14 protein-coding genes are annotated in these 25564 nt (G+C 58.0%); 1 reads left to right on the top strand and 13 read right to left on the bottom strand.

The annotated features are described in order from the left end of the window. Nucleotides 1-50 precede the first annotated feature (50 nt). A complete protein-coding gene (locus ACFSOY_RS00785) occupies nt 51-1016 on the top strand; it encodes a sporulation protein (protein WP_386043369.1) in 966 nt (321 codons plus the stop codon). 392 nt (nt 1017-1408) lie between these two features. On the opposite strand, the gene ACFSOY_RS00780 is transcribed toward ACFSOY_RS00785, so the two are convergent. The 13 genes from ACFSOY_RS00780 to ACFSOY_RS00720 all read right to left on the bottom strand — a co-directional run bounded on the left by ACFSOY_RS00780 (nt 1409) and on the right by ACFSOY_RS00720 (nt 25551). Further along, the gene (locus ACFSOY_RS00780; RefSeq protein ID WP_386043367.1) at nt 1409-2653 is read right to left on the bottom strand and encodes an MFS transporter; all 1245 of its coding nucleotides are present in this window, start codon (nt 2651-2653) and stop codon (nt 1409-1411) included. A gap of 77 nt (nt 2654-2730) precedes the next feature. Further along, nucleotides 2731-3693, bottom strand: coding sequence for a formimidoylglutamase (gene hutG, locus ACFSOY_RS00775; protein WP_386043365.1), 963 nt, complete (start codon nt 3691-3693; stop codon nt 2731-2733). After that, nucleotides 3694-4986 (bottom strand): imidazolonepropionase, encoded by a 1293-nt coding sequence (hutI, locus tag ACFSOY_RS00770; protein WP_386043363.1) that lies wholly within the window; start codon nt 4984-4986, stop codon nt 3694-3696. Nucleotides 4987-5012: 26 nt separating this feature from the next. Beyond that, the gene (hutU, locus tag ACFSOY_RS00765; RefSeq protein WP_386043361.1) at nt 5013-6680 is read right to left on the bottom strand and encodes a urocanate hydratase; all 1668 of its coding nucleotides are present in this window, start codon (nt 6678-6680) and stop codon (nt 5013-5015) included. A 27-nt stretch (nt 6681-6707) separates the two neighbouring features. After that, a complete protein-coding gene (gene hutH, locus ACFSOY_RS00760) occupies nt 6708-8243 on the bottom strand; it encodes a histidine ammonia-lyase (protein WP_386043359.1) in 1536 nt (511 codons plus the stop codon). Between the two features lie 274 nt (nt 8244-8517). Further along, nucleotides 8518-8979, bottom strand: coding sequence for a hypothetical protein (locus tag ACFSOY_RS00755; RefSeq protein ID WP_386043357.1), 462 nt, complete (start codon nt 8977-8979; stop codon nt 8518-8520). Between the two features lie 268 nt (nt 8980-9247). After that, nucleotides 9248-10762, bottom strand: a complete 1515-nt coding sequence (locus ACFSOY_RS00750; RefSeq protein ID WP_386043355.1) for an NCS1 family nucleobase:cation symporter-1 — start codon at nt 10760-10762, stop codon at nt 9248-9250. Nucleotides 10763-10789: 27 nt separating this feature from the next. Continuing rightward, a complete protein-coding gene (locus ACFSOY_RS00745; protein ID WP_386043353.1) occupies nt 10790-11674 on the bottom strand; it encodes a nitrilase-related carbon-nitrogen hydrolase in 885 nt (294 codons plus the stop codon). A gap of 15 nt (nt 11675-11689) precedes the next feature. Continuing rightward, entirely contained in the window at nt 11690-13075 is a 1386-nt protein-coding gene (gene hydA / locus ACFSOY_RS00740; RefSeq protein ID WP_386043351.1) for a dihydropyrimidinase, read from the bottom strand. Nucleotides 13076-13100: 25 nt separating this feature from the next. Further along, nucleotides 13101-14351 carry an NAD-dependent dihydropyrimidine dehydrogenase subunit PreA gene (gene preA / locus ACFSOY_RS00735; RefSeq protein WP_386043349.1) on the bottom strand — a complete coding sequence of 417 codons (1251 nt, stop codon included), beginning with the start codon at nt 14349-14351 and terminating at the stop codon, nt 13101-13103. An 11-nt stretch (nt 14352-14362) separates the two neighbouring features. Further along, nucleotides 14363-15724 carry an NAD(P)-dependent oxidoreductase gene (locus ACFSOY_RS00730; protein ID WP_386043347.1) on the bottom strand — a complete coding sequence of 454 codons (1362 nt, stop codon included), beginning with the start codon at nt 15722-15724 and terminating at the stop codon, nt 14363-14365. 12 nt (nt 15725-15736) lie between these two features. Further along, nucleotides 15737-18979, bottom strand: a complete 3243-nt coding sequence (locus ACFSOY_RS00725; protein WP_386043345.1) for a non-ribosomal peptide synthetase — start codon at nt 18977-18979, stop codon at nt 15737-15739. A 35-nt stretch (nt 18980-19014) separates the two neighbouring features. Then, a complete protein-coding gene (locus ACFSOY_RS00720; protein ID WP_386043343.1) occupies nt 19015-25551 on the bottom strand; it encodes an amino acid adenylation domain-containing protein in 6537 nt (2178 codons plus the stop codon). Nucleotides 25552-25564: the final 13 nt, after the last annotated feature.

Genomic DNA, 25564 nt, shown 5'->3' with positions numbered 1-25564 from the left:
TCCCCCATCGATCAGCTATACTGAAAGCAAACTTGGGAGGGGGAATTTGATTGTTCAAGAAGTTTCTATCGAAGATCGGAATCGGTTCGGCAAGCGTCAACCTGATCCTGGAGGATGCGAGCGGTCGGATCGGAGAAAAGGTCGTGGGGCGTATTTTGGTCGAAGGCGGTGCGGTCGATCAAAAGATTGATGCGATCGATGTCGATTTTATTTTAGAAGCTCGTCTTGGGGATAAGACGGCCCGCACGACGATCGAGACGATCGCCGTTGCTCGCGATCTGCACGTCCCGAGCGGAAAACAGGTTGAATATCCTTTCGCTCACCAGCTCCCAGAGCTGCCGATCTCAAGCCAATATGTGCGTTATACATATCACACACGCCTCGATATCCCAGAGGCGATCGACAAGCACGACTTTGACCAGTTTTACGTACAACCGAGCCTTCCGGTCGCCACTGCGATCGGCGCTTTTCACGCGCTCGGCTTTTATGACAAACACGACTCGGGCGTTTTCAACGGCCGCTATCAGGAGTTTGAGTACGCGCCGCTATCCGGTTCAGAATCAGGTCCGTTTGCCGGGCGCATCGACGAACTGACGGTCGTCTATCTCGCCGAAGAAGACGGTGTGCGCTTACATATCGAGCTCGACAAGACAACAAAAGGGTTGTTCGGCGCCTTGGCCGACAAGCTCGATCTGGATGAATCGCACTTTACGCTCTTTCTCTCCTACCAAAGCTTGCAAGACTCAGATGCCACCTTGCAGACGATCAGGCGCTCGTTAGAAGCTGAGCTGAACAATCCGAATCCGAGCCGATATCCCACGCTGCCCAAAGCTCATCCGCATGGACAGCACAAGCATCGCGGCGGCGGTGCTGGCAGCGGGCTCCTCGGCGGCATTGCGGGAGGAATCGCCGGGTACGCAATCGGTGAAGCGCTGTTTGGCGACGACGATTCTGAGCAGACGGCAGATGGCGGAATCATCGATGATCTTGGCGACTTTTTTGGCGAGGATGATTGATCAAGATAGGAAAAGACCGCTCCTGCGAGCGGTCTTTTCCTATCTTGCCAACTGTCCGCTTTGCAGAGCGGTTTATCGCCGCTTGGAGGCAAGCACAACTTCGAACGTTGCCACGACAAGAAAGATCGCAAAGGCAAACTCCAGTCCCACCACGACCGTCCAGATGACCGGATCATTGAGGCTCATCCCCTTCCCTCCTCTACTGTTTCGATTAGTAGAGGGTATGCGCAATCGTTTCAAAAAAGAAATGGCGCTGATCGTTCGATCCTTTCACGGCGTCTGCTAGATCACAACAAAAAACAAAGAGGGCTGTGCAGTTCGCACAGCCCTCTTCCTCTTGAATCTAAGACGTTCTGCTCCAAACCGATTCGAACAGCAGCTCAATCCCGATGCTATTTCTCAGCTGGAACAGGCGTTTCCTGCTGGCCATCACTCAACTTGAGATCGAGCTTAAACAGCGGAAGCGCAAGCAACATGCCGAGGAAGAACAGCGCAGCGGCGATTTCATAGGCGGTCGTGAGCGAAAACGAAGCTTTCAACCAGCCCGCAAGGCTCATCGTGACGACCATCATTCCCATGAACAGCGGGTTTAGGATGCCGTTGGCACGACCGAGAAACGCTTCGTCTGTCGTCTTGAGCATGATCGTGTTGATCCCGATCTGAATACAAGGCAGGAACAGACCTGCAAAAAACTCGGCGACGAGCGTCAAGGTGAAATCGGTCGACCAACCGATCACCGCTGTCGAGATCGTCACCGCAGCCATCCCGATGACGAGCAGCGCGTTGGGAGGTACCTTTTTGGAGAGGCCCATCACCAAACCGCCGCCGAGCAACATGGCAGCGCCGTACGTCATCATCAGCCATTGCACATTCTCCTTCGGCAGCCCGAGATTCTCGGTGACGAGGAAGATGGTCAGCGGCTGGATGATCCCAAGCGCGAGCCCTGCCGCAGCGAAGTTGCCGCCGAGGATTTTCAGAACTGGCTTGGCGAGCACATAGCGGAAGCCCTCTTTCATCTCGGTGAAGATGGTCGTCTCGCTTTTCTCCACCTTTTCCTTCTTATCGGCAGGGATCAGTGTTAGCACTGCTGCCGAGATCAGGAAGGCGATCCCCATGATGGCGATCGACACGTTGATCCCAAAGTTTTGAAACACGACCGTTCCAAGGAATGGACCGATGATCATGAAGATCGACATCATCGTTTGGAACATCGCCATCCCCATCTGCATCTGATGTTCTGGCACATGCTGTTTAAACAGCTTCAACATCGACGGCTGTGAGAACTGCGACAGGATTGCCGACACCAGCGTAGCAAAAAAGATCGCTTGCCAATGCCCGGTCATCAGCGTGCCGAGCACAGCAAAGACGGACAGAGCGCTGAGAAAGTCTGACCAGATCATCGTCCGCTTCGGACGCCAGCGGTCGGCAAAAGCGCCACCGATAAACGAGAACAGGAAAATCGGTGCAAATTCGGCGACCGAGATCATCGAGACAGCAAACGGGTCTTCATTCGTCTGCTCCATCACATACAGAAGCACGGAAAAGTTTCGCACCCAGATGCCGACTTGCAAAAACAGCCCAGACAACACGATTACCTGTACGAATCGGTTGCGGAAGAAACTAGCCGTTTCGGACACGTTCTTCCAACTCCCTTCACTTCAACTTCGATTCCATTTCTTAGCATAATCGTTGTTGAACAATCTGTCCAGTTCAATTAACGTTTTGAAACGCCAGCGAGGAATGCCAGCATGAACTGCACCGCCAGTCGAGAGGTGACGTTTCGCACATCGACAGTCGGGTCGATGCAGACGAAGTCAAGCCCTTGCACCTGTGGCAGCGTCCCCAGATGATAAAGAGCATCGAGAGCGTCCCACGGATTCATCCCGCCGGTGCCGATCGCCGGACAACCTGGAGCGAACGCTTGGTCGATCACGTCCACATCGAAGCTCACGTAGAGCACGTCGGTGCCGTCGCCTGCGATCGTCAGCGCCTGTGACAAGATCTGCTCGATGCCTTGGCGATGTACGTCGCGAGCTGTGAAGACGGTCACCCCGTGTCCGGTCACGTAGTCGTGATACGGTTTGGAGTTCATAAAGCCACGGATGCCGATCTGGACGATGTTCTTGCCGTCCACAATGCCCGATTCGAGAATCCCGCGAAACGGAGTGCCGTTTGAAACGCCGCCATCCTCAAAGTTGCGAACATCGTGATGCGCATCAAAATGGATGATGCCGACCTTCTTGCCCGGATGGCGATCGACAAACGCTTTCATCGACGGGCAGGTGATCGAATGATCGCCGCCAAAGATGATCGGGATCAGATCGGGCTGCTTTTGGTACAGCGACCGCAAGCTCGCCTCGATGCGGCGGTGCGACTCGGCGTTGTCGGTGACATGCATCTCGATATCGCCAAGATCGCGCACCAGCATCTCCTGCAGATCAACTCCGTATTCGAGCGAATAGGTGGTGAACGATTTGAAGGCGGTGCGGATCGCAGCAGGCGTGGTCGATGCGCCAGAGACGGAGATCGACGGCTTGGAGAGCGGAATGCCGATCACGCCGGCCGTCAGCTGCTCCTCCCCATCCCATGCGGTGATCCAACGCGCGACCTTCGTTTCCAGATGATCGCGGAATGCCGCCTGCTCGGGCGATTTCAAATGCGGGATCTGCTCGCTCATCTAGGCGCCCTCCCCTGCTTGGACGATCTGGCGCTCCCAGACCACCACGCGGCCGTTCTTGATCACACCGAACGTGTGGTTGATGCCAAAATGGTACGGCAGGTATTGGATGTTGGGCGCATCGAAGATCGTCAAGTCGGCGCGCTTGCCCTTTTTCACCGATCCGATGTCTGTCGTGCGGCCGAGCGCGTTCGCCGCGTTGATCGTGCAGGCGGTTAAAATCTCCTCCGGCGTCATCTTCAGATTGAGCGAGGCGAGCGCGATGATCAGTTGGATCGATTCGGTCGGGCACGAGCCAGGATTGTAGTCGGTGGAGAGCGCCACCGGCAGGTTGTACCTGTCGATCATGTCGCGAGCGCGAGCATGGTTTTGCAAGCCGAGGTTAAACGACGTACCTGGCAAAAGTACAGGCGTTACACCGTTGTCAGCGAGCTCTTGCAATCCTTCGTCTGTCGCAGCCAGCAGATGCTCCGCTGAGATCGCGCCGATCTCTCCGGCCAACTGCGCGCCGCCGAGCGATTCGATCTCGTCTGCGTGAATCTTCGGCATCATCCCGTTGCGCTTGCCTTCCATCAAGATGCGGCGCGACTGCTCGACGGTGAAGACGCCATGCTCGCAGAACACATCGCAAAACTCGGCGAGAAACTCCTCGGCGACCTGTGGCAGCATCTCGTTTACGATCAGATCGACATACTCGTCGGTGCGCCCTTTGTATTCGGGCGGAACGGCGTGCGCACCCATGAAGGTGGAGACGATGTCGACCGGATGGGTGTCCTGCAACCGCTTCGCCACGCGCAACTGCTTCAGCTCATCTTCAAGGGTCAGGCCGTAGCCGCTTTTCGCTTCGACGGTGGTCACCCCGTTCAGGAGCATCTCATCGAGGCTTTTGCGCGCTTTTTGGTAGAGCTCTTCTTCTGTTGCCGCACGGGTCGCTTTGACGGTCGAGAGAATGCCGCCGCCTTGTGCGAGGATCTCCAGATACGGCACGCCGGAGCGCTTCATCGCCAGCTCATGCTCCCGCGAACCGCCATGCACGAGGTGCGTGTGCGGATCGACCAGCCCCGGTGTGACAAGTCGACCTGCTGCGTCGATCGTCTCGGCGATCTCGACGCCAGCAAGCGCCGCCAACACCTCTTCCTCTGGGCCGACGAGGACAAAGCGGTCTTCATGAATCGCCACAGCCGCGTTTTCGATCTCGATCACTTCGTTCATCTCACTGCCGAATCGAGGGGCATCGCCGGGCGGCGTCACCAGCCGCCCGATGCCTTTGACAAGCAAATCTATGCGTTCCATTCTCATCCTCCTCGCTGTTGTTATGACTACTCCTGTTCGCGCATCGGGATGCGGATGCCATGCTCCTCCGCCGTTTCGATCGCTTCCTCGTAGCCCGCATCGACATGACGGATCACGCCCATGCCCGGATCGGAGGTGAGCACCGCTTGCAGGCGCTCTGCCGCTTCATCTGTGCCGTCTGCGACGACCACCATGCCCGCATGCAGCGAGTATCCCATGCCAACGCCACCGCCGTGGTGGACAGAAACCCAAGAAGCGCCTGCCGACGTGTTGATCAAGGCGTTCAAGATCGCCCAGTCGCCAACCGCATCGGAGCCGTCTTTCATCGCTTCCGTCTCTCGGTTCGGCGATGCGACCGAGCCGCAGTCGAGGTGGTCGCGCCCGATGACGATCGGAGCTTTCAACTCGCCGTTTTTAACCATCTCGTTGATCGCCAGACCCACTTTGGCACGCTCGCCGTAGCCGAGCCAGCAGATGCGAGACGGCAGGCCTTGGAAAGCGACCTTTTCGCCAGCCATCGTGATCCAGCGGCGCAGATGTTCGTTTTCCGGGAACAGTTTCAAAATCAGTTCGTCCGTCTTTTTGATATCTTCCGGATCGCCAGACAGAGCAGCCCAGCGGAAAGGACCTTTGCCTTCGCAGAATAGCGGACGGATATAGGCAGGTACGAAGCCTGGGAAGTTGAACGCATCTTTAACGCCTTCATCCAGCGCGACCTGGCGGATGTTGTTGCCGTAGTCGAACACGGTCGAACCCAACTTCTGCAGGTCGAGCATCGCTTGGACGTGCACCGCCATGCTCTTTTTCGCAAGCGAAATGTACGTATCCGGATCGCTGCTGCGCAGCGCAGCCGCCTCTTCCAGCGAGTAGCCGATCGGAACATATCCGTTCAGCGGATCGTGCGCGGACGTCTGATCGGTGACAAAGTCTGGCTTGATGCCGCGGCGCACAAATTCCGGATAGATCTCAGCCGCGTTGCCGAGCAGCCCGATCGCAAGCGCTCTGCCTTCCGCTTTCGCTTGGTTCGCCAGCTCCAGCGCCTCGTCGAGCGTTTCGGCCAACACATCGCAGTAGCGAGTTTGGATGCGGCGCTCGATGCGCGTTTTGTCCACTTCGACCGCGATGACAACCCCTTCGTTCATCGTGACGGCCAGCGGTTGCGCACCGCCCATCCCGCCGAGACCGGCGGTCAGCGTCAGCGTCCCTTTCAGCGTGCCGCCCGTCAGTTGGCGACCCGCTTCCGCAAACGTCTCATACGTCCCTTGCAAGATCCCTTGAGTGCCGATGTAGATCCAGGAGCCGGCTGTCATCTGACCGTACATCATCAGACCTTTTTGTTCCAGCTCGCGGAAGTGCTCCCAGTTCGCCCAAGCGGGAACGAGAACGGAGTTGGAGAGCAGGACGCGCGGAGCGCGCTCATGCGTTTTGAACACGCCGACCGGCTTCCCCGATTGCACCAGCAGCGTCTCATCGCTTTCCAGGCGCTTCAATTCGCGGACGATCGCATCAAAAGCGGGCCAGTTGCGCGCCGCTTTACCGATGCCGCCATAGACGACCAGATCTTCTGGACGCTCGGCAACTTCCGGATCGAGGTTGTTCATCAGCATGCGCAGTGCAGCCTCTTGCACCCAGCCTTTTGCATTCAGTTCGGTGCCGCGCGGAGCGCGGATCTCACGTTTAGGTTGTGTGGTCATTCGTAGTATCCTCCCTTAATTGGTGGCTTACATCAGCTCGCCAGAAATTTTTTCAACCTCTTGAACCCACTTGCCTTGCAACAGCGCGGCCGCCACCTTTTCGATGTCCGCCGATGTCGAGCGGTCGGTGAGCACAGGCGGCACGACGCCGCGCAACAGATCGTACAGCTTGCGCGTCGCGGGCGCGAGGCCTTCTGCCCCGACAAACTCTGCCGCTTCTGCCGCGCAGATCAGCTCGATCGCCAACACTTTCGAGACGTTGTCGATCACCTGTGCCGCATGGCGGGCAGCAGTCGTTCCCATCGAGACATGATCCTCCTGATTAGCAGAAGATGGGATCGAATCGACAGAGGCCGGATGGGCGAGCACTTTGTTTTCCGACACCAGAGATGCGGACACGTATTGCAGGATCATCATGCCCGACTCGACGCCCGGCTGATGGCTGAGGAAGGCCGGAAGCTCAGACAGCGCAGGGTTGACCAAGCGCTCCGTGCGGCGCTCGGAGATGTTGGCCAGCTCGCTCATGCCGATCTTCAAAAAGTCCATCGCAAACGCCATCGGCTGGCCGTGGAAGTTGCCGCCGGAGATCACCTTGCCCTCTTCGAGGAACAAGAGCGGGTTGTCTGTCGCCGAATTGACTTCGATCGACAGCTTATCTTCAACATAGGTCAGCACTTGGCGAGATGCCCCGTGCACTTGCGGCAGACAGCGCAGCGAGTACGCATCTTGGACGCGAATCTCGCCTTGTTCGGTCGTCAGCTTGCTTCCGGTCAGCAGTCGGCGCAAGTTGCTGGCCACGCCGAGCTGTTCCGGGTAGGGGCGCACGCGATGCACCTCTTCGGCAAACGCTTCCGGAATGCCGCGCAGACATTCGACGGTGAGGGCGGCGATCATATCGGCCGCCTTGGCGAGCGCTTTCGCTTTCACATAGGTCAGCGTGCCGATCGATGTCATGATCTGAGTGCCGTTGATCAGCGCCAGACCTTCTTTTGCTTGCAGTTGAATCGGGGAAAGCCCGGCCTTTTTCAGCGCTTCACCGCCTGGAAGGCGCTCCCCCTGATAAAATGCTTCCCCTTCGCCCATCAGAACGAGAGCTAAATGAGACAGCGGCGCGAGGTCGCCCGATGCGCCGAGCGATCCTTGCTCCGGGACGACCGGATGCACGCCATGATTGAGGCAGTCGATCAACAGTTGCAGTGTTTCCGGGCGGATGCCCGAGTAGCCTTTTGACAGAGCGTTTGCGCGAAGCATCATCAGCGCGCGAACGGCCGGAATCGACATCGGTTGCCCGACCGCACAGGCGTGCGAACGGATCAGGTTGACTTGCAATTGCGCCGCATCCTCCGGCGAAATGTGCACATCGCTAAACTTGCCAAATCCGGTGGTGACCCCATAGACCACCTTCCCCGTGCTCACCAGTTCCTCGACCATCTTTCGGCAGTCTTTCACGCGCTGCCAAGCAGCATCGGAGATCGCTACCGCCACATTTTCATGCGCGACAGTCGCCACATCCTCAACGGTCACATGCTCACCGTCGAGCAAGACAGCTTTCACATCTTCCATGTCTCATTTCTCCTTTCAACGCTTTAGCAAAAGAAAGGGACCAGACGGAAGTCATTCACTTCCACCCGGTCCCTTTTTTACAAAAGAGGCAGATATGCGATTGTCTGTGGAAAAACGGACGTAGTTTCCTCATCTCAATCACGCGCCTTTGCGATTGCTAATTTGATTGCTTAGTACCATTGTCACATTGTAGACATTGGCTGTCAAGCGAAAGACGGGATTTGGCTCACCTATTTTGAAGACAAGGCAAAAAATTAGGAATATTGGAGCGTCATCAACTGGCACCAAGTTCACCGTCCAGCACGACCTGATCAACTTTCCATTCCCCATCGACAGGAACGATCTTCAATCCCACTTTTTGAACGTATCGATAGACATCAGGGTAATAAAGGATTCGGGTGTTGATGATGTAGCCCTCTTCGCCATCTTTCCCGATCGGGATCGCCTTGGCGATCTTGACATCCTTCACCTCCGGCATTCGATCCTGCCCTCCTGCCGCCTGAAGGATTTCCTCAGGAGTCTTGAGCTCTTGCAAGAGCGCGGTTCTGGCACGGTCGGTTGCATCTTCCAGCCCTCTTACATCGTCGTTGCTCGTTCGATGCTGATAATCGAGCATCGCCATGTTGAACTGGATCGCTTTTTTAACTGCCGCCGCATGGCGCTGCTCGATCGTTTCTTCACAGCCTGTCAGCAACAGTGCAAAGAGTATGAGCTGAGCGAGCGTTCTTTTTTTCATAGCAACACTCCCGTCTTTTTCTATATCCTACCTCAGTTCTATTACTTTCTCAATTTTCAGTTTTGTTACAACCACACCTTTGTTCAACTCCCTCTTCCACCAAAAAAGGTCGACCAACAGAAGTTGGTCGACCTAAATCCTTTTTTCGAACAGACGTGAAATTATTCGGTCATCATTCTGTCGCGTACCACTCGCTTGCAAGCAAGATGATCACCGAATGCACGACCAAACGTCTGACACTTCACGATCCTGCTCATCAGATCATCGCTTACAAAGCGACGTTCGAATCGTTTTCCCGCTTCGCCAGCTGAGAGATCTCGGTGATCTGCTCATACTCTGTCTGCGAGAGAAGGCTCGCATCTGTGCGCATCAGCCACCAGTAGGCAAACATCGACACGAACAGACCGACCGTCCAGGCGTTTTCCCAGAGGATCGACAGGCCCGGAACGATGAGCCCGAGCAGCGATGCTGCGATGCCAAGCGCGAGCGCATAGATCGATTTCATGTTAAAACCGCTCGCATAGGAGTATTTGCCGTTCGATCGATAGAGCTCGACCAGATCGAGGCGGCGCTTGCGAACCATCCAATAGTCGGCGACAGCGATGCCGTCGATCGGGCCGAGCAGCGCACCGTACGTGCCGAGCCAGCCGAAGATGTAGTTGCCGAAGTTCTCCAAGATAAACCACGGTTGCATCGCGATCCCGATCAGCCCGGTGATGACCGCGCCGATGCCAAAGGTGATGCGCCGCGGCCAGAGATTTTCGATCGCCCGCGCCGGGGCGACCAGGTTGGCCGAGACGTTGACGGTGATCGAGGCGAGCACGATGCCAACCGCGCCGATCAGGATGACATAGGGCGGGAATTTGGCCAGCAGCTGCACCGGATCCCAGATCGCTTCTCCATAGATGACCACCGTAGCAGATGTGACAGCAACCCCGATGAAGGAAAAGATCGCCATCGTGATCGGCATGGTGAGCACTTGGGCGGTCGCTTGTGACTTTTGCGAGACCGCATAGCGGCAGAAGTCTGGAATGTTGAGCGCCAATGTCGCCCAGAAGGCGATCACGCCTGTCAGTGCGGGCCAGAATACGTTCAAGAACTCGCCGGTCGTTTCAAACTTCGAAGGGGTGGCGAGCATCGGGCCGAAGCCGTCCGCTTTGACGACCGCCCAGATAAACAGCCCGATCGCGAGGATCGCCAGGGTCGGTGCGGAAAACGCTCCGAGCTTTTTCACCGCTTGCGGCCCTCGGTAGGCGATGATCATCGTCAGCAACCAGAAGAGTAAGAAGATGATGCCGGTGTGCATCGACACATTCGCCCAAGCCGGGTAGAACGTGACGAGCAGCGTATCGAGCGCCGCACCGCCGATCCACGCATTGATCCCAAACCAGCCGGCTCCGACAAACGCGCGAGCCATCGCCGGGAAGTGAGCTCCCTTTGAGCCGAACCAGAGGCGGGCAAAAACCGGATAGGGAATGCCAAATTTCGTACCTGCGTGCGCATTTAATAAGATCGGTACCATGATGATCAAATTGCCGAGGAAAATTGTAAAAATCGATTGCCAAACGCTCATGCCGAGCCCGATCAGTCCGGCTGCCAGCGTATAGGTCGGAATGCAGATGCACATCCCGACCCAGAGCGTTGCGAAGCTCAATCCCGACCAGTTGTGCTCTGCGCGCGTGGTCGGTCGAAGATCATCATTCCAGAGCGGGGAATCTTGCACCTGCTTGACTCCCTGCTCGGTTAAGGTGACAATGCCGCTTTCTTCTCTTTGCGTGGCCATGTTGAAAGGCCTCCCCCTTGATGGTGTTTACAGCAGTTCGGTCATCTCTCCGTACGTCTCTGGACGACGATCGCGATAGAATTGCCATTTTTGACGAACTTCGTAGATCAATTGCTTGTCCATCTCCGCCACGAGCACTTCATCCTGATCGCGCGAAGCGACAGCGACCATCGAACCGCGCGGGTCGGCCAAGTAAGACTGACCGTAAAACTCCCCCATGTTCCACGGCGCTTCCAGCCCGACGCGGTTGATCGCAGCGATGTAGTAGCCGTTCGCTACCGCATGTGCAGGCTGTTCGAGCTTCCAGAGATACTCGGAGGTGCCCGCCACCGTCGCCGACGGGTTGAAGACGATCTCCGCTCCCTTTAAGCCGAGAATGCGCGCTCCTTCTGGGAAGTGACGATCGTAGCAGATATAGACGCCCACCTTTGCATATTTCGTATCGAACACCGGATAGCCGAGATTGCCCGGTTTGAAGTAAAATTTCTCCCAAAACCCGTGCGGTCTCTCCCCCGCTTCGACATGGGGGATGTGATGCTTGCGATACTTGCCGAGGTAGCTGCCATCTGCGTCGATCACAGCTGCGGTGTTGTAGAGGGTGCCGACCGGCTCTTTCTCATAGATCGGCAGAATGATCACCACTTCCAGCTCTTTGGCGAGTTGCATGAACAGCTGCGTGGTCGGACCGTTTGGAACCTCTTCGGCCGCCTCATACCATTTTGGGGTCTGCTCGGCACAAAAGTAGGGGCCATAAAAGATCTCTTGCAAACAGATGATCTTCGCACCTTGAGCGGCCGCATCCCGCACCATGTCGAGATGCTTGGCGATCGCTACCTCTTTGTGCACCGCAACCGGTTCATCACCGTGAATGTTATGTTTGGCTTGAATGAGACCGATTTTTACTTTCTGCATGCTCCCTGAAACCTCCTAAGGACGTTGAAATTTACTGCGGCGGATAAAGCGTCCGCTCCCCGCTGCACCGACATAGTTCCGATCGCGGATGACAAAGTTGCCGCGCGAGAGCACCGAGACGACCTCCCCGTTCACTTCCATGCCTTCAAACGGGTTGTAATCGACGTTCATATGGTGCGTCTGTGCGGAAATCGTGCGGGTCACCTGCGGATCAAAGATGACGATGTCTGCGTCCGACCCGACGGCGATCGTTCCTTTTTTCGGGAACATGCCAAACAGCTTGGCCGACTTGGTCGAGGTGATGTCCACAAATTGATTTAACGAGATGCGCCCTTTGTGCGCTCCTTCCGAATACAGGATGCCAAAGCGATCTTCGATCAGCGGGCCTCCGTTTGGAATCTTGGTGAAATCTCCCTTGCCAAGATCTTTTTGCCCGTCGAAGTTAAAGGAGCATTGGTCGGAGCCGACCGTCTGCAATATCCCGTTCTTCAGCGCGCTCCACAACACCTCTTGGTTCCACTTCTCACGAAGCGGTGGCGACCAGACGTATTTAGCGCCTTCAAAATCAGGCTTTTCCAGGTAGGAGATGTCGAGCGTCAAATATTGCGGGCAGGTCTCCCCGTAGACGTTCAGGCCGCGCTCGCGAGCTTCGGCGATGCGCTTGACCGCCTCCTCGCAGGAGACGTGAACGACATACAGTTGCGAGTCGGCCAAAGCGGTCAAGGCGATCGCCCTTCCGGTCGCCTCGCCCTCTGCGACCGGCGGACGGGTGTGCGCATGATAGATCGGGTCTGTATTCCCCAATTCCAGCGCCTCTTTGATCAGGTAGTCGATCACATCGCCATTCTCGGCGTGCACTTGGACGAGTGCGCCCAGCTCTTTGGCGCGAATCAGGGTTTTAAACAGCGTCTCATCATCCGCTTGGAACACATTCTTGTACGCCATGAACACCTTTAAGGACGTGATGCCTTCCTCTTCCACAACATGCTGCAACTGCTGAAGCACGCTGTCGTTCGCTTCGGCGATCATCAGGTGAAACCCGTAGTCGATCACCGCCTTGCCCTCCGCTTTGCCGTGCCAATGCTCAATCGCTTCGCGCAAGCTCTGCCCTTTTCCGGTCAGACAGAAGTCGATGACCGTCGTCGTACCGCCAAATGCGGCAGCTCGCGTCCCCGTCTCAAAATCGTCAGCAGTCACCGTGCCGCCAAACGGCATGTCCAGATGCGTGTGCGGGTCGATGCCGCCTGGAAACAGGTAGCAGCCTGACGCATCGATCACTTCAGCTCCGGCGATGTCCAGATCGTTCCCGATGGCGACCACTCGCTCCCCGTCGATCAGCACATCCGCCTGATACGTGTCAGCAGCGGTGACCACAGTGCCACCTTGAATCAGCTTCTTCATGATTCGCTTCCCCTCTCCTTCTCGTTTATCGCTGCGCCTGCAAGTCGCCCCACGTCATGTGCGGCTTGCCTGCGCTCACTTCGATCATCTCGATCGCGCCATCGACCGGGCAGACGAGCGAGCAGAGATTGCAGCCGACACAATCGTCTTCGCGCACCTGCAAGATCTGCTTCCCGGAAGCATCCACCACGCGGTCGATGCACTGATGGGAGGCGTCCTCGCAGGAGATGTAGCATTTGTTGCAGTTGATGCACGTCTCCGTGTCGATCCTTGCTGCCACTTTGTAGTTCAGGTTGAGCGAACCCCAGTCGCTCAGGGTGTGCACCGAGCGCCCGACGAGCTCGCCGACCGACTGGATTCCCCGCTCATCCAAGTACAGGTTCAATCCGTCGATCATGTCCTCGACGATGCGGAAGCCGTGGTGCATGACCGCCGTACAGACTTGAACGCCGGTGGCCCCCAGCAGCATGTATTCGACCGCGTCTTGCCAAGTGGCGATGCCGCCGATCCCGGAGATCGGCAGGCCGATCGACCGATCGTGCGCACATTCGGCGACCATGTGCAAGGCGATCGGCTTGACCGCAGGACCGCAGTAACCGCCATGCGCGGCCTTTCCATCGACATGCGGCGTCGGCAGCCACGTGTCGATGTCCACGCCGATCAGCGAGTTGATCGTGTTGATCATCGAGATCGCGTCCGCACCGCCCTCGCGAGCAGCCCGGGCCGTGTAGCGAATGTCGGTGATGTTCGGCGTCAGCTTGACGATGACCGGAGTGGTCGCAACCTCTTTGATCCACTCCGTCTGCTGTCTGACCAGCTCAGGATGCTGACCGACAGCCGCCCCCATGCCGCGCTCCGCCATTCCGTGCGGACAGCCGAAGTTGATCTCCAGACCGTCGACGCCGACCGCCTCCACCTGCTTGACGATCTCATGCCACACTTCGCGGACAGGATCGACCATCAGCGAGGCGACCAGCGCGCGATCGGGAAACTTTTTCTTCACTTCGGCCATCTCTTTTAAGTTGATCTCAAGCGACCGGTCGGTGATCAGCTCGATGTTGTTCAGCCCCATCAGGCGCTGGTTGCCAACCCGATAGCCGCCGAAGCGGGAGGAGACGTTGACGATCGGATCGCCGAGCGTCTTCCAGACCGCCCCGCCCCAGCCCGCCTCAAACGCGCGCAGGACTTGATAGCCGGTGTTGGTCGGCGGCGCAGAGGCCAGCCAGAACGGGTTGGGCGACTTGATTCCCGCCAGTTCAATTCGTAGATCTGCCATGTTCGCGCCTCCTATTTTACGGACATCGGCGATGCTTGTACGAGCGCTTCGCACATCGCACGAGCTGCCAATTTGCCTTGCTGGGCGGCCGAGACGACCATCGCGTCAGTTCCGCCCTCTCCTCCAAAGATGAAGTCCCCCGCCGCATAGACGCGCTCACGAGAGGTGGCGAACGTCGCCGGAGCAAGCGTCGGCACTCCGTTCTGGTGCTCCAGCCCGAACGATTCGATCAAGGGGAGCAATCGCGTTTGACCGATCGCCTTGATGACATAATCTGCCTCGATGACAACTTCGCTGCCTGCGATCGGCAGTGGTCGACGCCTTCCCTTTTCGTCCGGCTCGCCCAGCTCCATCGCGATCATCTCCACCCCGGTCACCCTGTTGTCGACACTGAGGATGCGAGTCGGCGCGGTCAGCCAACGGAATTCGACACCGTCCTGCTTGGCAAACTCATACTCAAACTCGTAGGCGGTCATCTCGCGCTCCGTTCGCCGGTAGTAGATCTGAACAACTTCTGCGCCAAGCCGTTTCGAGCAGGTCGCCGCATCGATCGCCGTGTTGCCAGCGCCGATGACGACCACCTTTTTGCCGATCATCTCATCGGTGAGCGGCTTGGTCTTCGTATCCTCGACGAAGGCGATCGCATCGAGCACGCCCGGCAGCTCTTCGCCTTCGATGTTCAGCTTCGGCACTTCCCCCATGCCCGGGGCGAGCAGGACCGCATCGTATACTGCCAGTAGCTCGTCCGCCTGCATGTCAACGCCCACTCGAACACCGTAGCGGAAGTGGACGCCGAGCGCTTCCACCTGCTCGACCTCCCACTGCGGAATCTCCTGCGGCAGACGGAAAGAGACGATTCCATACGTGTTCAGCCCACCCGCTCGCTCTTTCGCTTCGAGCACAGTCACTTCAAAGCCGGAGCGAGCAAGCTCGCGCGCAGCAGACAGGCCGGCGGGGCCTGCGCCCACGATCGCGACCTTCTGACCGTTCTTCTCCCCCGCCTGAAACAGGGGGCGCTTCGCTTCGATCGCCCAATCTGTGACATGGCGTTGCAACAGCCCGATCTGAATCGCGCGATCAGACTCGCTGTTTAGCACGCAAGCTCCCTCGCAAAGCTCAGAGGTGGGACACACTCGCGCGCAGGAGGCGCCAACAGGGTTCGCCTCCATGATCGTCCGCGCCGAGCCGAGCAGGTTGCCCGTCGTGATCTTTTTGATGAAAGAAGGGATATCGATTCCGGTCGGACAGGCCTTGATGCAAGGCGCGTCATAACAATATAAACAACGGTTCGCTTCGTCCTGCACCTCTTTTGGACGAAGCGGCGGCATGACCTCATAAAAATTGACATGAACGGACGTCACAGACTGTTTCATTCTTTCCCTCCCTTATTTGCCTCCCTTTAATTGCCTGCGGTCGACGCGTTTGATCACCATCTCCCCTTGCGTCGAACTGCCTTGCTTCGATTCGATCTTGGCTGCGATCCCTTCGACGGTCGCCGCTTCGAACAGGTCGGCTAGGCCGAAGTCGACTTGGAAGCTCTCTTTGATGCGCGAGACTGCCATCGTCGCCAACAGGGAATGACCGCCGAGTTCAAAGAAGTTGTCCTCTGCGCCGACCTTCTCGATTCCGAGCAGCTCAGCAAAAATGTTGGCCACCTGCTCCTCCAGCGGAGTGCGCGGTGCGACATATGCTCGCTTGCCCGCCGCCAGGAGAATATCTGGCGCCTGCAGCGCTTTGCGATCCACCTTGCCGTTTTGATTGAGCGGCAGCGCCGGCAGTGTGATAAAGGCGGCTGGGATCATGTATTCGGGCAACTTTTGCTTCAGCGCATCGCGCAGAGCGGCGACTGCCGAGTCTGCTGCCACTTCCGGCTCCCAGACGACATAGGCGGCGAGGTTTTTCTCCCCTTGGTGTTCAAAGGTGGTGACGACCGCATCTTTCACTCCCGCCTGCTGAAGCATCGAAGCTTCGATCTCGCCAAGCTCGATGCGGAAACCGCGAATCTTCACCTGCCCATCGATCCGCCCCAAAAATTCGAGCGTACCGTCCGGCTGGAAGCGAACCAGGTCGCCAGTCTTGTAGCGCCGTTGGTTCCCCACGGTGACAAACTTTTCTGCTGTCAGCTCCTCACGCCCGAAATAGCCGCGCGCCACCCCATGTCCACCAATGTGCAGTTCGCCTGGCACCCCGAGTGCAACCTGCTGACCGAAGCGGTCGCACACGTAGAGCTGAGCGTTGGAGAAACGCTTGCCGATCCAATTTTTATCGCCCTCCGCCCCAGGGACCGCATAATGCGTTGTCGCGACGATCGACGCTTCGGTCGGACCGTACAGCACGTGCACATCGGCGCTCGGGAAGGTGCGGTTCAGATCTTGCAGCAACTGCCCCGGCACCGCATCACCACCGCTGAACAGCAGGCGGATGTTGTCGAAGCTCGCCCCGTTCGCTTTGGCCGACTGCGCCTCGTCTGCGATGCGGCGCATCAAGCTTGGCACGCAGTGGACGGCAGTCACGCGGCTCAGCTCGGCGATCAAGCTCTCCAGATCTAAGATCTGGTCTTTTGTCATCACGATCACCCGTCCACCGCGCAGCAAGAGGCTGAACAGCTCGAAGAGCGAGATGTCGAACGCGACAGAGGCAGCCCACATCATCACATCTGTCTCGGCAAAGCTGTACTTTTCTTGCGTCGCCTGCAAGGTGGAGATGACGTTGCGATGCTCGACCGCCACCGCTTTCGGTGTCCCCGTCGATCCGGACGTGTAGATCAGGTAGGCGAGATGCTCCGGCGACACTTCGCTGACCAGATTCTCTGTTGCATAGGCGGACAGTTCCTCTCCCGCTTGGTCAAGGCAGACGGTGACCGCCTGATGAGCGGGCAGATCTTTTGCCAGATGCGACTGCGTGACCATCACTTGCGCATTCGTGTCTGCAAGAATGAACGAGGTGCGCTCCGGCGGGTTGGTCGGGTCGATCGGCACATACGCGCCGCCCGCTTTCAAAATTCCCAGCTGGGCGACCACCAGATCGAGCGAGCGTTCGACGCACAGCGTGACGAGCGTCTCAGGCCCTACGCCGAGCGTTTGCAGATGGCGCGCCAGACGGTTGGCACGAGCGTTCAGCTCCTGATAGCTGAGCGTCTCGCCCCCATACTCGATCGCTGGCAGATCGGGCGTGCGCGCGACCTGCTCTTCAAAGAGGTGGTGCATGCACTCGCTCGGCGCCGGCGACAGTTCGCCATTCCATTCGGAGAACAGCTTCTGTTCGGCATTCGTCAGCATCGGGTACGAAAAGATGGGGAGATCCGGATTGTCCATGATGTTGGTGACCAGATTTTCAAACTGTTCGGCCATGCGGGCGATCGTGCTCTCTTCGAACAGGTCGATGCAATATTCGAACGCGCAGAGCAGCCCTTGCGGTTTTTCCGAGCAGTTGAGCGAAATATCAAATTTGGAATTGCCGCTCTCAATGCTGACCGCAGCCAACGTCAACTCTTTCAGATGGACCGCTTCACGCGGTGTGTTTTGCATGGCGAACATCACTTGGAACAGGGGCGAATGGCTGCGGTTGCGCTCCGGCTGCAGCTCTTCGACCAACTTTTCGAACGGAAGGTCCTGATGGGAAAACGCGTCGAGCGAGTTTTTCTGCACGGTGCGCAACAGCTCGCGGAACGTCGGATTGCCTGAGAGATCGGAGCGCATGACCATCGTGTTGACAAAAAAGCCGATCAGCTTCTCAATCCCTTTTACATTTCGTCCGGCGATCGGAGTGCCGACCCAGATGTCTTCCTGTCCGCTCCAGCGGGCGAGCAATACCTGATAGGCGGCGAGCATCGTCATAAACATCGTCGCGCGCTCCTGCTGATTGAACGCCTGCAATTTTTGCACCAGCGGCAACGAGAGGAATCTGTGGTACCCTTTGCCGCGGTAGCTTTGCACAGTCGGTCGCGGCTTGTCGGTCGGCAATTGCAAGATCGGGATCGACCCGCTGAGCGCGTTCTTCCAATAGTTCAACTGCTCCTCCAGCACCGGGCCGCTCAGATAGTCATGCTGCCATTCGGCAAAATCGGCATACTGGATCGAAAGCTCGGGGAGCGGAGATGGATTGCCTTTGGAAAGCGCTTCGTAGATCACCGACAGCTCGGTGAAGAAGATGCCCATCGACCAACCGTCGGAGATGATATGATGCAGCGTGATCAGCAGCATGTGATCATCTTCTGCCAAGCGCAGCAGTCGAGTGCGGATCAGCGGCCCTGTGCTCAGATCGAACGGGCTGGCAAACTCCGCTCTTGCCAACTTCATCGCTTCGTCGAAGCGCTCCCCTTCTGGAACGTGCTGCAAGTCGGTCAGCGGGATGTCTGCAGCCATCTGCGCGCGCACCATCTGCTTTAAGCCGTCTTCCTGCATGGCAAAGGTGGTGCGCAGCGTCTCGTGGCGGTCGATCACTTCGTTGATCGTACCGAGCAACACGTTGTGATCGAGAGCACCGCTCAAGCGCACCGCGTTCGGCATGTTGTAGTTGGCATTGCCAGGCGAGAGCTGATCAAGAATCCACAGCCGTTGCTGGGCAAAAGATGCCCGGAGCACATACACTTCTTCTTCATGAGTCGCGTTTGCATCCAGAGTTGTCACTTAGCATCGTCCTCTCTCATATCTGTTAGGTTCTGTCACAACTTCATTCGTCTGCTGCGAGACTTTCGATCGAGCGCGGTGATCCCCGCATTGTCAGATGCTGCGTCAGTTTCAGTCGACATCTGTTCAATCAAAGCGGACAGCTCGGCGATCGTCACCGCTTCAAACAGCTGTTTGAGTGGAAGATCGACGTGAAACTCTTCCTGTATCGCATGATGCATTCTCGTCGCCAACAGCGAATGGCCGCCGAGAGCAAAGAAACTATCATACACGCCGATCTTGCTTGCGCTCAGCAGGTCTTGCCAGATGAGGACGAGCTGCTCCTCCGTCCGATTGCGCGGCGGGGTGTACTCGGCTCGCACAGCTTCCACTCGCTCTGGCGTCGGCAACGCTTTGCGATCCACCTTGCCGTTTGGCGAGAGCGGAAACGCGTCGAGCACGACGAACTGGCTCGGCATCATGTAGTCGGGCAACCGCTCTTTCAGCAAAGAGCGAACGCTTTCTTCGGAGATTTCATCCGCAGCGCTTTCCTCCGATATGACCAGATACGCCACAAGTCGCTTGTCACCCAGCTCATCCTCGCGGAGCATGACGAGCGCTTCGGCGATCGCCGGATGGCGGCGCATGTTCTCCTCGATCTCCCCCGTCTCGATCCGGAAGCCGCGCAGCTTGATCTGCTGATCGAGGCGTCCCATGTAGCTCAAGCTTCCGTCTGGGAGCCAGCGCGCCAAGTCGCCGGTCGCGTACATGCGCGCCCCATCTGTCGAGAACGGATCGGGAACAAATTTTTCCCGCGTGAGTTCATCTCGGTTCAAATATCCACGGGCCAAGCCATCCCCTGCGAGATACAGCTGCCCAGGCACTCCGATCGGTACAGGTTGCATGTTTGCATCGAGCAGATAAGCTTGCGTATTCGGCAATGGACGACCGATCGACGGGGTGGTGATCGCCGATCGCTCAAGCAGCGCATAGGTCGAATAGGTCGTGTCCTCCGAGGGACCGTACAGGTTGTACACCTTTCGCACCGTCGGAAGCTCGTACAGCTCTTGAACCAGGTGAAGCGGCAGCGCTTCCCCAGCAAGATTGATCGTTCGCACCGATTGCGGAATGCCTCCGATGCGAAGCAGCTCGGCGATCGCCGAAGGGACGGTGTTGATCAGCGTCACTTCGTCTTTTGCGGGAAGCTGCACGAGATGCAGTGCATTTTCTGCCAGGATGACCGTTCCGCCCGCGGAGAGCGTCGCGAACAGCTCGAAGACAGAAAGGTCGAAACAGATCGAGGTTGCAAACAGCACGCCGGCCAGCTCCTCTGCCGCATACTCCCGATGCGCCCAATGAATCAGCGAAGTCGCACTGCGATGCTCGATCGCCACCCCTTTCGGCCGACCTGTCGAACCTGAGGTGTAGATCACATAGGCCAGATGACCCGGCTCGACGGCGCTTTGCAGATTGTCGATCTGCTGCTCGGCGAGCGGCAGACAGAGGATGCGCGCTTCTTGCTCGGGCAGTTCGGAGCGCAGATGTTCCTCGGTGAGCAACGCGGTCAGATTGGCATCTTCCATCGTGAACAGCACGCGCTCCTGCGGATAGAGCGGATCGAGCGGAACGTACGCACCTCCCGCTTTCAGCACGCCGATCATCGCGATGACCAGCTCTTCCGATCGCTCCATGTAGATGCCGACCAGGGACTCCACTCCCACCCCTATCTGTTGCAGGCGGCAGGCAACACCATTCGCTCGCTCGTTCAGCTCGCGGTAGGTGAGTCGCTTCGTCCCTGCCACCATTGCAATTGCATCTGGCGTCTTGGACACCTGCGCTTCGAACAGCTGATGGATGCAGACGTCCTGTGGGAACGAGAGCGCCGGCCCGTGAAAGCGGGTCAGCACATGCTGGCGTTCTGCTGCCGTCAAAAATTGCAGGTCGGAGATCTTCTGCTCCGGGTTGTCGACCACCGCTTGCAGCAGGGCGAGAAAATGGCCGATCATCCGCTCGATCGTCGCTTTGTCGAACAGATCGACATTGTATTCGAATACACCGCGCAGGCCGTTATCGTTCTCCACCATGTTGACGACAAAATCGTAGTCGATCGATTCTTTGTCGACGCCGAGGCGCGTGAGCATCATGTTGGACAATCGAACTTGCAGCCCCGCCACCTGCAGGGCGGAACCTGGCGTATTCAACAAGGCGAACATGCCTTGCACGAGCGTCGCGTGCGAGTTGCTTCGCTCCGGGTTGACCGCTTCGACAAGCCGCTCGAACGGCACATCCTGATTCGCATACGCATCGAGCGTCATCCGTTTGACGCGAGCGAGCAGTTCAGCAAACGTTGGCGCGCCAGACAGGTCGGTCCGCATGACGATCGTGTTGACGAAGAAGCCGATCAAGCTCTCCACCTCTTCGCGCGTGCGGTTGGCGACCGGCGAGCCGAGCAGGATGTCCTCTTGCCCCGAATAGCGGGAGAGGAGCGTGTTAAACGCTGCCAGCAACAGCATGTACGAGGTGACCCCTGCTTGCTGACACAGCTGTTGCAGCTGCGCGGAAAGCCCTTTGGGAACCACGAACGGCAGTGCGTCGCCGCGAAACGTCTGCTCTGCTGGGCGCGGGCGATCGGTTGGCAGTTGCAACACAGGCAGCGAACCGCGCAGCTGCTCTCGCCAGTAGGCGAGCTGCTCTTCCATCTCCGCGCTCTCCAGCCGCTCTCGTTGCCAGTGCGCATAATCCGCATATTGCACCTGCAGTTCAGGCAAGTCTGAATCTTTCCCCTGCGAGAACATTTCATAGAGCGCGAGCGTCTCCTGATAGATGCGGCTCATCGACCAGCCATCGGTGATGATATGGTGCATGATCAAGACGAGGATGTGATCATCCGGTGCGAGTCGGAGCACCGTCAGCGAGAGCGGCGCACCTGCGTCCAAGAAAAACGGCCGTTTGTACAGTTCGGTCGCCAGTTCCCGGGCGCGGGCAAACCTCGCATCCGCCGCGATGTCTTGCAGATCGATCACCGGAAGTTCCCGCGGGGCGTACGGTTCAATTTTTTGCACCGGCTCACCGTCGACCATCAGAAACGAGGTCCGCAAGTTTTCATGGCGCGCGATCAGCTCGTTCAAGGCGGACTGCAAGGCGAGAAAATCGATCTCCCCTTCGATTCGCACCACTTCCGGGATGTTGTAGGTCGGAGTGCCCGGCTGAAACTGTTCAAAAAACCACAGTCGCTCCTGAGAAGATGACATCCGCATCTGCCCATCCCGCGGCACCGGCACCACCGATTGCCCCTGCTGGCGATCCGCATCTGCGAGCGCCGTCTCGATCTTGCCTGCCACCCCTTCGAGCGTCGGGGCTTCGAAAAACTGCTTTAAAGAGAGCTGAACTTCAAATTCACGCCGCACGCGCGACAAAATTTGCGTCGCCAGCAGCGAGTGGCCGCCCAGCTCAAAAAAGTTTGCCTGTGCGCTCACCCGCTCCAAATGCAGCACCGTCTGCCAGATCTCCGCCAGCTTCTCCTCCGTCTCGGTCCGCGGCGCGATGTAGAGCTGTTCGCCCAGTTCATCCGCCTGGCCAGGTGCTGGGAGCGCCAAGCGGTTCACTTTGCCGCTCGGCGTCAGCGGCAGCGCATCCAACATCACAAACGAAGCGGGCACCATATACTCGGGCAACTTCGCTTGCAGGTAGTGGCGCAGATCGAAAGCGGTCACTTCCGACTCCGCCTGCAACACCGCGTAGGCGACGAGTCGCTTGTCGCCCGGGATGTCTTCGCGCACCATCACGACGGTGGAATGAACCTGCACATGTGCGATCAGCGCCGCTTCGATCTCGCCCAGCTCGATGCGATAGCCGCGAATTTTGACCTGATTGTCCACGCGGCCCAAATATTCGATGTCTCCGCTCGGCAACCAGCGCACGATGTCGCCCGTCTTGAACATTCGTCCGCCGTCAAACGGGTTGCGAACAAAGCGCTCCTCGGTCAGATCGGGTCGATTATAATACCCGTTGGCGAGCACCGCCCCACCTGCGCAGAGCTCGCCGGAAACGCCGATCGGCACCTGCTGCAGGTTGCGATCGAGGACGTACAGCTTCGCGTTGTGAATCGGCCGCCCGATCGGAATGCTCGACAAGCCGGAAAGCGAAGAACTTGTTTCATAGTAGGTCACGTCTGCTGCCACTTCGGTCGAGCCGTACAGATTGAGCAAGAGTGCATCTGGCATCGCCCGGTGAAAGCGCTCGGTCAGCTCCACAGTCAGCGCTTCTCCACTGCACACCCAAAAGGATAGATCTGGAAGCTCCCGCTGCAGATGCTCATAGGTGTCGAGCATCGCCCGCAGCAGAGAAGGAACGAGCACGATGCGCGTCACGCAGTGCGCTCTAAGCGCCGAAACGAATTGCTCAATATCTTTGACCGTCAGATCATCAAAGATCACCAGCGGCACGCCTTTCAACAGCGGACCCCAGATCTCCCAGATCGAGTCGCCAAAGTTGAGCGACGTCTTTTGCGAGCAGACTTCTGCTTCCCCGAACGGATAGGTGCTCCACATCCAGTGGAAGCGGTTGAGCGTCGCGTTGTGCGTGCCCTCGACACCCTTCGGATTGCCTGTCGATCCCGATGTGTACAAGACGTACATCAAGCTTTGCTCATCTCTGATCGGTTGCATGTGCTCCCCGCTCGCCGCCTCGATCTGCTCCCACGCTGTGTCCAGGCAGATCGTCTGTGCGGTGTGGGCGGGCAACCGATCCAAAACGTGAGATTGCGTCAGCAGCAGATTGACAGCCGAGTCGTTCAGCATGTACGCTTTCCGCTCTTCCGGGTAGCCCGGATCGACCGGGACGTAGGCGGCGCCCGACTTGAGGATGCCGAGCAACGAGACGATCATCTCCGGCGAACGCTCCATCGAGATGCCGATCAGCTCACCTGGCTGCACCCCTTGCGCCTGCAGATAGCGCGCCAACCGATTGCTGCGCTCCTCCAGCTCGCTGTAGGTCAGCGAGCTGGTGCGATCGGAGACTGCGATCCGATCTGGCGTTCGCACCGCCTGCGCCGAAAACAGCTCGTGCACCGTCTGATCAGCTGCGAGTTCAACTTTCGATCCGTTCCATTCGCCGGCGAACAGGCTTTGCTCTCGCTCCGTAAGCATCGGCAGAGCGGCGATCGGTCGATCCACATCCTGAAGCATCGAGTCGAGCAGGCGGTGAAAGTGCTGCCCCATGCGCTCGACTGTCGCTAGGTCGAACAGATCGGTGTTGTACTCGAACTTCGCGTGCAAGCCCGCCTCCTTTTGCGTCAGGTAGAGCGACAGATCGAACTTGGACGTGCCGCTGTCGATCTCTTGCGCTTTCAGCAGGAGACCAGGCAAGCGCAGCTCTGGCACCGGCGCGTTCTGCAACACAAACATCACTTGAAACAGCGGTGAATAGCTCATGTTGCGCTCCGGCTGCACTTCTTCGACCAGCTTTTCAAATGGCAGATCCTGATGTGCATAAGCGCCGACCGCCACCTCTTTGACGCGCGACAGCACTTCTCGAAAGGACATCGTGCCTTCCACGCTTGTGCGCATGACCAGCGTGTTTACAAAGAAGCCGATCAACCCTTCGATCTCCCCTTTGTTGCGCCCCGCGATCGGCGAACCGACCGCGATGTCCTCCTGCATCGTGTAGCGGTAGAGCAGGACGTTAAAGGCAGCGAGCAAGGTCATGTAGAGCGTCGCACCTTCTGATGCGCTCAGAGCTTCCAACATTTGCTCAAGCTCTTTTGGCAGCCAAAATTCGTACCAAGCGCCCCGAAAGGTCTGCATCGCAGGCCGCGGTCGATCTGTCGGCAGCTGCAGAGTGGTCAGGTCGCTCCCCAACCGCCCTTTCCAGTAATCCAGCTGCTGCTGTAGATTGTCCCCCTGCATCCACTGGCGCTGCCAGTGCGCGAAGTCGGCATACTGAACGGAGAGCGCTGGCAGAGGTGAACGTCGCTCGTGCAAAAACGATTCGTAGAGCGCCGCGATCTCGCGGATCAAGACGCCGAACGACCAACCGTCGCCAACAGCGTGATGGATGACGAGCGTCAGCGTGTACGCATCATCTCCGATCTGGTGCACCTTCGCCCGCAACAGCGGACCGAGCGTCAGATCGAACGGGCGCTGCGCCTCTTCCAGCGTCAGGCGCGCCACCTCCTTTGTCCGCTCCTCCGCTGAGAGGTGGCGCAGGTCGAGCAGGGGCACAGCGATCGAAAGCTCGGGGAGAATCGTCTGCTCAACCTCCCCATCCACCGCTGTGAAGACGGTCCGCAGCGCTTCGTGTCGATCGATGATCTCCTGCAGAGATCGCTTTAAAACGTCGAGGCGCAGATCGCCAGTCATCGCGACAGCATACGGAATGTTGTAGGTCGCGGTGCCCGGCTCCAGCTGATCGAGCAGCCAGACGCGCTGCTGTGCGAAGCTCAGCGGCACCGCACCATCAGGTCGCTGCGGGATGGTGCTGATCGCAGTGACTGGCGCTTTGGTCGTGCCCGCCATGCGGCGTTTGAGCAGCTCCCGTTGTGCGGGGGTGAGCGATGAACGCTTCTGCATCAGGTCCGTTTTGTTGTTGTCCATCCTTCCACCTCCA

It is taken from the genome of Tumebacillus lipolyticus, assembly GCF_042682745.1.
Lineage (GTDB): Bacteria > Bacillota > Bacilli > Tumebacillales > Tumebacillaceae > Tumebacillus_A > Tumebacillus_A lipolyticus.
This window is presented reverse-complemented; position numbering and strand designations above follow the sequence as displayed.

Coding starts and splice junctions, on each gene's coding strand:
- hutG (WP_386043365.1), bottom strand. CDS start 3,693: ATGAGCGAGCAGATCCCGCATTTGAAATCGCCCGAGCAGGCGGCATTC.
- hutI (WP_386043363.1), bottom strand. CDS start 4,986: ATGGAACGCATAGATTTGCTTGTCAAAGGCATCGGGCGGCTGGTGACG.
- hutU (WP_386043361.1), bottom strand. CDS start 6,680: ATGACCACACAACCTAAACGTGAGATCCGCGCTCCGCGCGGCACCGAA.
- hutH (WP_386043359.1), bottom strand. CDS start 8,243: ATGGAAGATGTGAAAGCTGTCTTGCTCGACGGTGAGCATGTGACCGTT.
- ACFSOY_RS00755 (WP_386043357.1), bottom strand. CDS start 8,979: ATGAAAAAAAGAACGCTCGCTCAGCTCATACTCTTTGCACTGTTGCTG.
- ACFSOY_RS00750 (WP_386043355.1), bottom strand. CDS start 10,762: ATGGCCACGCAAAGAGAAGAAAGCGGCATTGTCACCTTAACCGAGCAG.
- ACFSOY_RS00745 (WP_386043353.1), bottom strand. CDS start 11,674: ATGCAGAAAGTAAAAATCGGTCTCATTCAAGCCAAACATAACATTCAC.
- hydA (WP_386043351.1), bottom strand. CDS start 13,075: ATGAAGAAGCTGATTCAAGGTGGCACTGTGGTCACCGCTGCTGACACG.
- preA (WP_386043349.1), bottom strand. CDS start 14,351: ATGGCAGATCTACGAATTGAACTGGCGGGAATCAAGTCGCCCAACCCG.
- ACFSOY_RS00730 (WP_386043347.1), bottom strand. CDS start 15,724: ATGAAACAGTCTGTGACGTCCGTTCATGTCAATTTTTATGAGGTCATG.
- ACFSOY_RS00720 (WP_386043343.1), bottom strand. CDS start 25,551: ATGGACAACAACAAAACGGACCTGATGCAGAAGCGTTCATCGCTCACC.